At 63.4% G+C, this 12657-nt stretch carries 12 protein-coding genes; 4 read left to right on the top strand and 8 right to left on the bottom strand.

What is annotated here, in order from left to right:
• Position 1: 1 nt before the first annotated feature.
• From AC1DEK_RS23340 to AC1DEK_RS23330, 3 genes are all read right to left on the bottom strand, one after another.
• A complete protein-coding gene (locus AC1DEK_RS23340) occupies positions 2 to 2665 on the bottom strand; it encodes a fimbria/pilus outer membrane usher protein (RefSeq protein WP_478127676.1) in 2664 nt (887 codons plus the stop codon).
• 9 nt (positions 2666 to 2674) lie between these two features.
• Positions 2675 to 3451 carry a fimbrial biogenesis chaperone gene (locus AC1DEK_RS23335; protein WP_478127675.1) on the bottom strand — a complete coding sequence of 259 codons (777 nt, stop codon included), beginning with the start codon at positions 3449 to 3451 and terminating at the stop codon, positions 2675 to 2677.
• A gap of 226 nt (positions 3452 to 3677) precedes the next feature.
• Entirely contained in the window at positions 3678 to 4220 is a 543-nt protein-coding gene (locus AC1DEK_RS23330; protein ID WP_478127674.1) for a fimbrial protein, read from the bottom strand.
• Positions 4221 to 4918: 698 nt separating this feature from the next.
• On the opposite strand from AC1DEK_RS23330, the gene AC1DEK_RS23325 reads away from it, so the two are divergent.
• Positions 4919 to 5656 (top strand): hypothetical protein, encoded by a 738-nt coding sequence (locus tag AC1DEK_RS23325; protein ID WP_478127673.1) that lies wholly within the window; start codon positions 4919 to 4921, stop codon positions 5654 to 5656.
• Positions 5657 to 5783: 127 nt separating this feature from the next.
• The gene (locus AC1DEK_RS23320) at positions 5784 to 7421 is read left to right on the top strand and encodes a long-chain-fatty-acid--CoA ligase (protein WP_478127672.1); all 1638 of its coding nucleotides are present in this window, start codon (positions 5784 to 5786) and stop codon (positions 7419 to 7421) included.
• A gap of 27 nt (positions 7422 to 7448) precedes the next feature.
• Here the strand turns inward: AC1DEK_RS23320 and AC1DEK_RS23315 are convergent, their stop codons facing one another.
• Genes AC1DEK_RS23315 through AC1DEK_RS23300 form a run of 4 tightly spaced genes read right to left on the bottom strand, consistent with a single transcriptional unit; the run spans position 7449 to position 10691 of the window.
• The gene (locus tag AC1DEK_RS23315; protein ID WP_478127671.1) at positions 7449 to 7868 is read right to left on the bottom strand and encodes a DUF4189 domain-containing protein; all 420 of its coding nucleotides are present in this window, start codon (positions 7866 to 7868) and stop codon (positions 7449 to 7451) included.
• A 58-nt stretch (positions 7869 to 7926) separates the two neighbouring features.
• Positions 7927 to 8901: a Bug family tripartite tricarboxylate transporter substrate binding protein gene (locus AC1DEK_RS23310; protein ID WP_478127670.1), complete on the bottom strand. Its 975-nt coding sequence runs from the start codon at positions 8899 to 8901 to the stop codon at positions 7927 to 7929.
• A gap of 57 nt (positions 8902 to 8958) precedes the next feature.
• The gene (locus AC1DEK_RS23305; RefSeq protein WP_478127669.1) at positions 8959 to 9321 is read right to left on the bottom strand and encodes an AtuA-related protein; all 363 of its coding nucleotides are present in this window, start codon (positions 9319 to 9321) and stop codon (positions 8959 to 8961) included.
• Positions 9318 to 10691 carry an acyclic terpene utilization AtuA family protein gene (locus tag AC1DEK_RS23300; protein WP_478127668.1) on the bottom strand — a complete coding sequence of 458 codons (1374 nt, stop codon included), beginning with the start codon at positions 10689 to 10691 and terminating at the stop codon, positions 9318 to 9320. The genes AC1DEK_RS23305 and AC1DEK_RS23300 overlap by 4 nt, the downstream gene beginning before the upstream one ends.
• Positions 10692 to 10787: 96 nt before the next feature.
• On the opposite strand from AC1DEK_RS23300, the gene AC1DEK_RS23295 reads away from it, so the two are divergent.
• Positions 10788 to 11744 (top strand): LysR family transcriptional regulator, encoded by a 957-nt coding sequence (locus AC1DEK_RS23295; protein WP_478127667.1) that lies wholly within the window; start codon positions 10788 to 10790, stop codon positions 11742 to 11744.
• A gap of 6 nt (positions 11745 to 11750) precedes the next feature.
• Here the strand turns inward: AC1DEK_RS23295 and AC1DEK_RS23290 are convergent, their stop codons facing one another.
• Complete coding sequence (locus AC1DEK_RS23290) at positions 11751 to 12077, bottom strand: hypothetical protein (RefSeq protein ID WP_478127666.1); 327 nt, start codon at positions 12075 to 12077, stop codon at positions 11751 to 11753.
• A gap of 127 nt (positions 12078 to 12204) precedes the next feature.
• Between AC1DEK_RS23290 and trxC the strand changes: the two genes are divergently transcribed.
• Positions 12205 to 12642 (top strand): thioredoxin TrxC, encoded by a 438-nt coding sequence (gene trxC / locus AC1DEK_RS23285; protein ID WP_478127665.1) that lies wholly within the window; start codon positions 12205 to 12207, stop codon positions 12640 to 12642.
• The last annotated feature ends 15 nt before the right edge of the window (positions 12643 to 12657 follow it).

Here is a 12657-nt window from a genome sequence, read left to right as displayed (position 1 = left end):
TTCATTCCTTTGCATTGGCATCTTGTGGGGTTTCTCGTGACGCAACAGTGGCGCCCGGCCCGGTGCACTGTCCGTCAAGTTCGCGGATCGGCGGCGGGTTCTCTTCGTCTGCCAGGCTGTAGGGCACGATGCACTGGTCGTTTTCGCCATGGCCCCAGATCACCTTCAGGTGGCCCGAGTTGGCGGCACCGGTGACGAAAGCCTGCCCGTCGGGTCCGACGATCCCGACTTCCTGGCCCGCTTCGTTCTCGATCTTCGAACCGAGCGGCAGAGGCTGGCCGAATTCACCCACCAAGGTCATCAGCAGGCGGTAGCCCACCGAGGTCTCGAACTTCGCGACCACGACGGCACCACGCGTCGGCACCACCTCCATTGCGGCGTTCTTCACCTCCACGGTGTCGCCGAGGTCGCCGGTGAGGATGGCGACCCGATTGACGCGGTAGGGGCTCAGGTTGGGGATCACCGCGTTGCCTGCACCGTCCGTCGCGATGCCGCGCTGCGATTCAAAGCCGACATCGTTCGCTTTCGGCGCCTGCACCAGCGCGATGGTCTCTCCGAGAGACTGCGAGAGCGTCGCGCCATCGCCATGCACCAGAACGCCGCCGGCCACACCCAAGGTGGTCTGGCCGAAACCGCTCCCTTGCGAACGACCGACGTCCAGACGCCCCACGGGCGAGAGATAGCTGGCGCTCGCGCTGCCATTGTTGCTGCCGCCTTGCTGATTGGAATGGCCGGCTGTCACGTTGTAGCTGAGTCGGCTGTCGTCGAATGCGGTGCCGTAGATGCTGGCTTGATGATTCACGCGGCCGCCTCGCTCGCTGGTGACCGAGTACTGTGCGCTGGCGCGCGTGCCGTCCAGGGGGATGCTCAAGGTCGCCATGATCTGGCGGGAGACAGGTCCGTTCAGGTTGGTTGCATAGTTGTAGAAGAGGCTGTAGCCAAACTGCTTGTAGTTGCCCGAATAGCCCACCTGCACGAGCCGATCCGTTGAGCTCGTTCCCCAATAGGACTGCTGTCGAGCCGACACGAAGACGGCACCCTTGTCGGCGATCTGCTGCGACATGTCGAAACGCAGCTCGTTGCGCCGGCTGTTGATTGGCGACGACCACACGGGGTCTCGCATCTGCACGGCTTCCTGGAAGGTGCGATAGCCGCTGGTCGAATAGCGATAGCCGGCAATGCGGAAGTTGGTGCCAGAGCCTGTGAACGACTTGGCATAGAGAAAGCGCAGCGATTGCCCGCTGTAGCCCGCGCTATCGCGGTCGGTCGAGCTCGCCGCCGAAAGGTCGACGGACACCGCGCCGAAGCCCCGCATGTTCTTGCCGACCCCGGCCAGCACGGATTGGTACACGTGCGTCGTGGACAGCGTCATGCCGCCGTAGAGCGTGTATTCGTTTCCGAGGCCGCGCGCCAGCGTGCCTTGCAGGAAGAAGGGTGTCCCTCGATCGGACTGCCCGCCATAGGAGGCAGTGCTGTAGCCATTGCGGTATTCGCCGCCAGTGACCGAGTAGCGCCATGCGCCTTCTCGCAGGAGCGTTGGAACCGCCGAGAAGGCCTGGACGAAGCGCGTCTCTCGACCATCTGCCTCGGTCACCGTCACCTCGAGGTCGCCGCTCGCAGCCGTGGGGTAGAGGTCGTCCAGAACAAAGGGGCCTGGAGCGACGAAGGTGCTGTAGACGATGAAGCCGTTCTGTCGAACAGTGACGCGCGCGTTGGTTTGCGCGACGCCGCGGATCGTTGGCGCATAGCCCTGCAGGCTGTCGGGCAGCATCGCGTCGTCGGACGAAATCTGCACGCCCCGGAATTGGGTGCTCTCGAACAAGTCCCCCGGCGTGGCGCCATCGCCGACCAGCACCCGGCCGCGGATGGACGGAAGGTCGCGCTGAATGAAGGTGTTGATGCCTTGCCAATTGCTGCGGCCATCGATGCCGCGGCTGAAAGTCGAGAAGTGACGAAAGCGCCAGTCGCCGACATTGAAGCCGGCGCGGACGCCGGCAAAAAGTGTGTCGCGCTCGAGGCGATTGCCTCCGTCGGGCCCGAACGAAGTGTTGCCACTGAAGACAGGGGTGTTCCTGCCGTAGTCGCTGCCGCTGTTGCGCGCGAAGTTGACTTGGTAGTCGAGCATGCCCGCGGTGATGCCCTTGTCCCATCTTGCGGGGTCGACCGCTCCACGGGCCGAACGATTCAGCGCGGCTTGCGGAATGCTCACGTACAGGCGCTGCTTGCCGGCATCGTAGGTGACGGTCGATTCGGGAATGACCGCGCCCAAGTCCACACAGGCATCCGTCGATGCTGCAGCCAGCGCCGGAAACACCGCCGTGTTGACGCCCCATTCGTCCAGAAGGGTGCGCGTCAGGCACGGGACGGCGTCGGCCTTGCCGTCCTGCTGGACAAAATGAATCGTGCTTTGCCCGGCGCTGCGTGCGTTGAGCGATACGTCAACGGTGTAGGTTCCGGCGGTGACGCGGTTGCCGAAGGAGAACAGCGACAGGTCGGCATGCGCCTGATCGCCGCCGATGCCGAGGAACTCCTGATTGAATGTCGAGGCGGCCACTTGCTGTTGCGCATGGCCCGGAGTTCCCATTGCGGCAAGCAACGCCGCGCAAATGGTCAGCCGGAAGGGTGCCGGGGACGGGATGGAGGAGGGGCTGGATCTTTCGTGCATGGGCCGTCCTCAGGGCTTCGCGGCGTCTGCCGGCTTTTCGACCAACTCGGTCTTGACGGCGACGGGCGTGGCACCCACAGGCACCTGCACGCGCTCTTCAGGCGTTTCGCCTCCGTAGTCGTTGATGGTGGTGTAGGAAACGCGTAGGGACTCCGGCGCCTCGACGGCGCTCAGCGGATACGAGACTTCGCCGAAAGGCGGCACGAGGTCGGCGTTGATCTGCTGCTGGCCGTCGTTGACCTTCAGACTCGTGAAGGTCACGTGGTAGGCCGACTCGTTGGCGACCTTGAGCACGGCTCCCTGCTTGTTGTCGTTTGCGCTGACCGCCCACTTGAGCTTTGTCCGTGCCTCGCCAGGTTTGCCGGCGAGATTCGATGGCCGATAGAAGAGCTTGATGCGCGTGCGCACGGCAATCTGAAGGACGTTCTCTTCGTTCGACTTCTCCGGGATCTCCTTGACGTTGAGCCAGAAAATCGATTCCCGGTCGACCGGCAGCGAGCCCCCGACGCGCATGATCCGCAGAATGTTTTCCATACCGGGGTCGAGGCGCGACAGCGGTGGTGTGACGAGCAGCGGCGTCTTGCCCGTGCCCTCTCCGGCGTCGATCCAGGCCTGAACGACATACGGGGACGTGCCGGTGTTCTTGACTGGAATGGAAGCTTCGCGGTTTTTCTCTCCGAGGATGACGCGCGTGCCTGAGAGCATCACGCCCGCACTGGCGGACCACTGGAGACCGAGCATCAGCAGCAGGCCGATGGCCCACTGACAGCGATTTTTAACGTACATACACATTCCTTCGTACGCGTCGGACACAAGGCACGAGACGCAGGCAAAAGCACAGCGGCGCGTCTGTGTCGACGCTCCGTCGGGAAACATTCAGGAAAACGAGGGGCCTGCGCAGTGCGAAGGTGCAGGACCTATCGCAGGCGTCAGGCGGGTGCGCGGCGGCTTGAAGCCCTGCAGGGCTCAGCCGGCCGCGCGTGCCGCGGGAACCGCGGACTTGCTTGTCGACTTACTTGTAGTTGACAGTGAACTGCGCAACGGCATCGGCGGGGCCGACGGTCACGACGGGGCGGGTTGCCACGTACACAGCTTGGAACTTCAGGGCGTTGTCGCCTTCGCCGAGGATGTATTCCAGCGATTCCGAGCCCAGGGCAATCTTGGTGCCGTTCGAATCGCCGAGCTCAACCGCCACGCCGGTGGCTCGTGCAGCGCCGACCGCCCCTGCATTGACGATGGTCAGTGCGGTGTTGTCGTCGCTGTCAGGCACGCCTTCGAAGGACACAGTGGCGCCCTTGGCGGTGGCGCCGCAGGCCAGGAGGTCGATGGTGAACTTGGCAGGCTGCGGTGCCTTCTTGCCGACTGCGCCGTCGAGCGCCGTGCGCGAGACGTTGCCCAGCGGCACGGTCATGTTTTGGCTGACGGGCGAAATGGAGCAAGGCGCGTCGACGATCTCACCAGTGAAGTTGATCGTGCCGTCGGCGGCAAAAGCGCCCTGCGACAGAACGCCAGCGAAGGCCAAGGCGGCGATTTGAACGAATTTAGTCTTTTGCATTTGATTCCGATGAATTAAGGGCTTGAAAAGGTTGTTGCCTGTACAGGGCGGCCGAAGGATAGCACCGCTATTTCGAGGTATTCATCGCGATTTAAAAATCAGAGTTTTCTCAAATGCGTCAATGGGAATTGGGAATGTTCCTAATTCTCTTGACGAATCGTTCGACAGTTTTCGACTGAAAGCCTGTTCCCCGCGTAGTGAAGCCGCTCTTCGAGTGGCCCGAGGGGAGACCGGATCCCATGAGCGACGGTCGAGGGCGTATTGCGCGCTCGGCCGGTGTTGAGAGGGAGATTGGACGCACGGTCGAGGTCTTTTGGGCGAGTTCCGCGCGATGGCAAGAGCGCTATTCGTCTTAAGAAGTGTCTCGGTGCCAATGAAATTGAGGAAAAAAGGTTCCAGAATCCGGAAAAGTCTCTAAGCCGCTTGAGACGGTTATGAATCGTGGTCGCGTAGCGGATGTGAACTATTGCACTCTCACTACGGATTTTTTAGTTCCTCATGGCCTTTATTTTTTGAATTTAATTCATTAAAGAGACAGTCATGAAAAAGAATGTTTCTGATGAAACAAAACCCAAATGGGGCGACGCCAATTCGTTCAGATGCAGCCAAAGGCGCAAGGCGGCGGCTGATGCGGCAGTTCCGGTGGAGCAGCCCCGGAATCGCCGAACCGCGCTTTCACCTGCCCTACACTGGTCCCGATGAGAAACCCTCGTCAACCGCAAACGGTGCAAGACGTCCTCACCTCCCATTTCTGGAGCGGCGATGCCATCCGCAGCCGAAGCGTCAGCGACCTTGTGCTTTCGGGCCTGGTCGACATACCTTCCCCTGCGGCAAGGCTCACGGCGGATTGGGAGAGGGAGGTCTTGCGACTGGGCCTGGAACCTGGGGACGTCGAAGCCTTGTCCCTGGCGAGAGCACGTGCGCGCTGGCCGGACTTCAGGCGAACCGTGCAGTCCACATCCGAATGGGCGCGCTCGCTGGGTCTGCATGAAGCACTCGCCGAATCGGACATGGCGCTCATGGCCTGCCGCGGCGCGAGATATCACCATGACGGCGAGCAGTATGGAAGCGCGGCGTTCTGCAATCTCTTCCTGAGCGAGGACATGGGGCTGGACGTGCATTTCTTCGCCAGCGGCGATCGAATCCCACTGAGACGAGGCACGGCCATCATCTTTGACACGTGCCAGCCGCACGGCGTCGTTCAACGAGGCGGGGAGAGCTTCGACCCCGTCGATTTCGCGTCTCTCGATTGCACGCAGGTGTTTCTGACTTGGGAACTGCCGATCGAGGATGCGCACGTCGCGCGCATGCTCGGCGTGACCTTCGACGTCGATCCCGCCACCTCGTTGCAAATGGACGAAGAGCAAGTTCGCCGGGGCGGCAAGCGCTTGCGTGTGTGTCCGCAAACGGGGCGATGGGCGCCCGTGGAGCCTTGACTCACGATTCGGCGGGCTTGCGAAGTTGGCGAATCAACTGAGATGCGGAACGGCGTTTCCATAGTACAAAGCCATCGAAAAGCCACAAAGCCACAGGCCACAAGCCGCCAAGCAAGGAGACAACGCCATGTTGGGACTGATGCAGGATCGGCCTTTGCTGATCTCCTCGCTGGTGGAGCACGCGGCCACCTTTCATCCTTCGACCGAGATCGTTTCTCGCAGACCCGAGGGTGGAACGCACCGCACCACCTGGCTCGGCATTCGCAATCAGGCGTGTCAGGTCGCTGGTTTGTTGCGCGAACTGGGCGTCCGGCAGGGGGACCGGGTCGCCACGCTGGCCTGGAACTCCGATCGTCACCTGGCGCTTTACTACGGCGTGTCGGGGTCTGGCGCCGTTTTGCACACCGTCAATCCGCGGCTTTTTCCGGACCAGATCGACTACATCGTGAATCACGCCGAGGACGAAGTGCTCTTCTTCGACGCCTGCTTCGCGCCGCTTGTCGAAAAGCTCGCGCCTCGATTCACGACCATCAAGCACTTCATTGCCCTCTGCGGGCGCGAACACTTGCCGAAGACTTCGCTGCCAAACCTGCGCAGCTTCGATGAACTGGTGGCTGCGCAGAGCACGGACTATGACTGGCCCGAGTTCGACGAGCGCACGGCTTCGTCGCTCTGCTACACCTCCGGCACGACGGGCAATCCCAAGGGCGTGCTGTATTCGCATCGCTCGACGGTGCTGCACGCGTTGATGGAACTCGCGCCGGACACTTTCGGCCTCAACTCCAGTGAGAGCTTGATGCTGATCGTGCCGATGTTCCATGCCAATGGCTGGGGCACGCCGTATGGCGCGGCAATGGTCGGCGCCAAGCTCGTGCTGCCGGGCCAGTTCCTGGATGGCAAAAGCGTCTTCGAGTTGATGCGCGACGAGAAGGTGACTTTCTCGCAAGGTGTGCCTACCGTCTGGCTCATGTTTTTTCAATACGTCGATGCCAACCCCGATGTCGACATCTCAGGGTTGTCGCTCAAGCGGGTCGGTATTGGGGGTGCGGCCGTGCCGCGCGCAATGCTGGAGCGCTTCGAAGGCCAGTTCGGCGCAGAGGTCGTGCAGGGCTGGGGCATGACGGAGACCAGCCCGATCGGCGTCATCAGCAAGCTGTTGCCAAAGCATCAGGCGCTTTCCGGCGAAGAACTGGTCAAGGTCAAGCTCAAGCAGGGAAGGGGCGTGTGGGGCGTCGACCTGAAGATCGTCGACGACGCCGGCATGCCGCTGCCCTGGGATGGCCAAGCCTTCGGACATCTGCGCGTGCGCGGGCCCTGGATCGCCAGCGGCTACTACAGGGCAGAAGGCGGCGTGGTGATCGACGATGAAGGCTTCTTCAGCACCGGCGACATCGCGACCATCGACCCGGATGGATTCCTGCAACTGGTCGATCGCGCGAAGGACGTGATCAAGTCGGGCGGCGAATGGATTTCATCCATCGACGTCGAGAACGCCGCCGTGGGTTGCCCGGGCGTGGCGGAGGCGGCCATCATCGGCATCGCGCATCCCAAATGGGGGGAGCGTCCACTGCTGCTGATCGTCAAGCGTCAGGGCGCCGATGCCAGCAAGGAAGCAGTGCTGGATTTCCTCGCCGGACGCATTGCCAAATGGTGGTTGCCAGACGATGTGGTGTTCGTCGATGAACTCCCGCACACTGCCACAGGCAAGCTTCTCAAGACGAAGTTGCGCGAGCAGTTTCGCGATTACAAGTTGCCTACTGCGTGAGTCGAAGACCTGAGAGCCTTCATTGGCTCAGCGCGGCGAACACACGCTGACGACCAGCTTGCAGGGCTCCGTGGGAAGGTGGTTGTCGCACTCCCTGACGGCCGCCACCCCGGCATCGCTCGCGGTACGAGCAAGTGCGGTGCCCCATTCGCCATAGTTGCCGGTCGCCAGTGCGCCGCAAGTCCGATCGAAGTACGCGCGGACCACGCAAGTGCCCGGACGTCCCGCCGCGCGATCGCATTGGGCGCGTGCCGTGCGCTCGGCTTCTTCGCGGGATGGGTGGTTGTAGGAGAAGCCGTACCAGCCTGACATGGCTGCAATCGCGCCCCAACTGGGGCTGGAGGCCGGTTCGGCGCGGGCTGGTGAAACGGCGATGCCGGTCGGGCCGAAAGCAAGCAGGAGTATCAGCGCGGCAGACGCGCGTACCGCGTCGGATCGAAAGTTCATCCGGCAAAGCTTAGCGCCTGCAAGCTGCCAATCCGGTCCGCGCTCCCGCCTTTACCTTTTACTCAGCCTCGATCCCCGCCGCCTTGACGATGCTTCCCCACTTCTTCGATTCGGCCGCCTGGAACTTCGCCATTTCTTCGGGCGAGTTCGTGAACACCTCGGTGCCGGTCGGCTCATAGAAGGCCGTCTTCGCGGCTTCGGTATGGGCGGCCTTGACCAGCAGTTCGTTCAGCCGCTTGACCACGGCGGGTGGCGTCTTCGCCGGCGCGTATGCGGCAAACCAGTAGCCCATTTCGTAGCCCTTCACCCCCGCCTCGGCGATGGTTGGAACATCCGGCGCAAGGGGCGAGCGCTTGCTGCTGGACATGCCCAACGCGCGCAGCTTGCCGGACTTGACCTGCGGCAGTCCGGTCGCGGTGTCGGTGATCATCATATTGATCTGGCCGCCGAGCAGATCCGTCACCGCCAGCGTGTTGCTCTTGTATGGCACATGCAGCAGCTTGATGTCGGCCATCTGCTGCAGCAGTTCGCCCGCCATGCGGCTGGACGAACTGCCGCTGCCGAAGCTGTACTTGCCGGGTTCCTTCTTCGCAAGCGCGATGAATTCGGCGACCGTCTTCGCAGGGAATGAGGGGTTGACCACCATGATCTGTCCGCCCTTGCCCAGCGCGGTGATCGGCGCAAAGTCCTTCACGGGGTCATAGGGCAGCTTCTTGAAGAGGTGCTCGTTGGCTGCGTGCGTGGTGTTGGTGGTGATGAGCACGGTGTAGCCGTCCGGCGCCGCCTTGGCCACGTTCTGAGCGGCGATGAAGCCGTTGGCGCCAGCCCGGTTGTCGATGACCACGGCCTGCTTGGTTTCAGCCGCGACCGCGTTGCCGATGGCCCGCGCGATCTGGTCGGTCGCGGTGCCGGCAGCGAAGGGCACGACGAAGGTGATGCTCTTTTCAGGAAACCCATCGGCCTGCGCCAGCACAGGCGCGAGGCCAAGGGCAGTGATCGCGGCAGCGAGTGCGATCGAGTGAATGCGGGTCATGTCTTGTTGTCTCCGGATGGTGGTTGAATTCAAAAAAGGGAAGTCCGCGATCGGCCTTCAGTGGTCCGTCTTGCCCATGAGCAGGTGCCGAAGCTTCTCGGGAACTTCGATGGCCATGTCGAGCAACAGGAACGACAGCGACTTGCCATGTGTGTCGAGGTTCAGGGCATCGTTGACGCCGCCGTCGAGCACTGCGTCGAGCACGAAATTCATGGCGTGCAGCTTCGGCAATACGAAGCGCTGCACGCGGCTCGGCGCTCGATGGCGAAACTGCGCGGCGACTGCGTCGGCTGTGATCTGTTCGACGAGCAATGGGAACAAGTCCGGATGCCAGGCAATGACGCTGATGTTGGAGCGATCGCCTTTGTCGCCGGTGCGCCCGTGCGCTGCGCGATAGAGGGGAACCAGGGTCGAACTCATGGCGACACCATTTCGAAGCGGGCCGGCACCGCTTCTCGCGGCAGCAGGCATGAAATCGTATTGAGCCGCGGCGTGAGCGTTCCGCGGACTCCGCCGCCGCCTGCCGGGCCGCAGGTGTAGAGCGCCGTCACTTCGCGGATCAGGCGTTCGGCTTCGGCGCGCTCATCGTGCGTGGCGGCGACTCGCAGGCGCACGTCGCGGGCACCGCGGTCGGGTGTGGCCTCGAGCATGCGGCCGCCGTCGTCGGCGAGGATGCTCACAGCGCCGATCAGGTCGATGCGAAGTGTGAGCCGTTTCAGGCGGCTTCGCAGCACGTCGGCCGCCAGTCGCGCGCGAGCTTCCGCTCTCGGGCCGGCGTATGAAATCTCGCCTTCTGCCAGCCAACCGCCTTCGTGGCACACATTCACCTTGTAGTGCGCTGGGCGAGGATGGCCGCGCACACCGGTCAGCTCGACGCGATCGGCTCCGGCGGCGTTGACCTGGGCTTCGCTGATGTCGGCGGTGACGTCCGGCGTGAGATAGGCGGACGGGTCATGCACCTCGTAAAGCAGTTGCTCCTTGACCGTCGCCTCGTTCACCAGGCCACCCGTTCCGGCGGACTTGCCGATGGTGCAACTGCCATCGGCCTGGATTGCTGCAATGGGAAATCCGACGTTGTCGAGCCCGGGTACTTCCTTGAAGCCAGGGTCGGCGAAATAGCCGCCGCAGACTTGCGCGCCGCATTCCAGCAGATGGCCCGCCATGGTCGCGCGGCCGAGTTTTTCCCAATCGTCAGGACGCCAGCCGAAGTGCGACATCGCAGGACCGACGGCGAGTGACGGATCGGCGACCCGTCCGCATACGACGACCTGGGCACCTGCGTCGAGTGCGGCTGCGATGGGCTCGGCGCCGATGTAGGCGTTGGCGCTCACGATGCGCAGCTTGTCGAGGCCTTCGCCAAGTTGTTCGCGCAACAGCGCACGCTGTTCCGGCGCCGAAAGATCGTCGCCCTCGACCACGGCGATGCGCGGCGCGGGCGCGCCGAGTTCCACGGCGATGCGAGCGATGTGCCGCGCCGCCGCGCGCGGATTGGCGGCGCCGAAATTGCTGACGATGCGAATGCCGTTGTCCAGGCAGCGCTTGAGCATCGGGCGCAGCATCTCGTCGAGCAAGGGTTCGTACCCGGTGTCCGGATCGGCGCGGCGACGCAATTGCGCGAGCGCCAGCGTGCGCTCTGCCAGGGTTTCGAAGATCAGGAAGGCGCGTTGCCCCGCCGGGCCGCTTGCGAGTGTCGCGATCAAGGTGTCGACCACCGGCCCCGCCGCATCGGTGCGGTCGCCGGAGAAGCCGGCGGCGCAGCCAATCAGCAATGGAACAGTTGACGCATTCATGTTCGGGCGGTTGTCTCTGGTGCCCGCAATTTACGGCTACGCCGGTTATCTGCAAAATCGAAAGTTCGAATCAGTTCATTGGAGTTTCAAATAATCATGCGGCCCGCCGATTTATCGACTCGCCAACTCCGCGCGTTCACGGCGCTGGCGGAGCAGCGCAATTTCACACGGGCCGCTCAGCGTTGCCATCTGTCGCAGCCGGCCTTCAGCGCGCTCATTCGCACGTTGGAGGACGCGGTCGGCGCGCGGCTTTTCGACCGCGACACCCGCAGCGTGCAATTGACGCCCGAAGGGCGCCAGTTCGAGGGCTCGGCAAGGCGCTTGCTCGAAGACATGCAGGACCTGATCAGCGACTTGAGCGATCGGGTGGCGCTGAAAAAGGGCCGCGTGAGTGTTGCGGCTTTGCCGTCGCTCGCGGCCGGCTGGTTGCCTGCCATCCTCGCGGAGTTCATGCAGGCGTGGCCGGGCATCGCCGTCGAGTTGCACGATGCACTTTCGGATGCGTGCATTGCACATGTTCGCGATCATCGAGCCGATTTCGCGCTTTCGGCCGGCAGCATGCATTCGGCGCCGGCAGCCGATCTGCGCAGCGCCAGGCTATGCAGCGACCGGTTTCATCTCGTGTGCCGGAGCGATCATCCCCTGGCCAAGGTCGCACGCCTGTTGCCCCGGCAACTCGCGCCTTTTCCGTTCATCCAGATGACCCGGAACAGCAGCGTGCGCCAGGCGCTCGACGCAGCGCTTCATCCGTTGCGACTGAACACCGTCTTCGAAGTCGAACACCTGGCGACCGTGACGGGCCTGATCGAAGCAGGCGTCGGGATCAGTGTCGTGCCGACGCTGACGCTCTTTCACTTTCAACGCGAGTCGCTGTTGACCCGGCCGATCTCCGCCAGGGGACTGAGTCGCACGATTCATCTTGTGCAACGGCGAGAAGGCAGTCTTTCGCTCGCCGCGCAGGCGCTGCACGACCTGATATTCGAGCGCATGGGCGCGCTCAAGGAGGAAGACATGGTTGCCCGAAACGTGCCGAAAGCTACCCGTGCGTCGTAGCAAGGCTCATTGCTGCACAGGCTTGGAGCCTCCGGCGGGCAGCACGATCGTCGATCGGCCATCGGGTGAAGTGATGGTGTTGTCGTTCGTCTGCGGGGGCGGCGAGTTGGGCGCCGGGCCGCCGCCGCGAGCGCGATCGAAGGCCCTTCCGGCATCCCGCACGCAGGCGTCGCGCTCCGGACGCGGCAAATTCGAGTTGTTGCAATAGGCGATGGCTCGCTCATAGCGCTGCTGGGCGTTGGCGGCATCGGGTGGCTGCTGGGCGGACGCGGTCGCACTGGCCACGCAAGCGGCGCAGAAGATCGCGGCATTCAGGTGGCTTCGACTTCGCATTGCGGTGCTGCTCCTCTCGGAACGGGGAAGCGTCATGCTGCCACGGATCGAGTGACCCTTCAGACCTTGCAAAACGGCGCGGAAGCCCTCAGGTCAACCGGATCGAGGCCATGCCGAAGGAACTGCCATGAATGAATCGCTGCACATCGTCTGCCCGCACTGCAACACCACGAACCGGGTCAAGCGCGAACAACTCGGCAGCGCGCCCGATTGCGGAAATTGCCACCGGCCGCTTTTCGAGGGGCGCTCGACGGCGCTCGACGAAGCGGCGTTCGACCGCCACATCGCGCGCAACGAGATTCCGGTGCTCGTCGATTTCTGGGCGCCGTGGTGCGGGCCATGCCGCCAGATGGCCCCTGGCTTCGAGCAGGCGGCCGCGCGGCTGGAGCCGAACATCCGCCTGGCGAAAGTCGACACGGAGGCGGTGCCGGCCCTGGGCGCGCGCTTCGGGATTCGCAGCATTCCCACACTGGCGCTCTTCAAGGGCGGGCGCGAAGTTGCCCGGCAGGCGGGCGCCATGGGCGCCGCCGACATCGTGCGATGGGCGGAGGCCCACGCGCGCTGAGCGATGACGCAGGCG

It is taken from the genome of Variovorax sp. 10N420 (assembly GCF_056394705.1).
The sequence above is the reverse complement of the archived record's forward strand: the minus strand, read 5'-3'. Positions and strand labels throughout refer to the sequence as shown.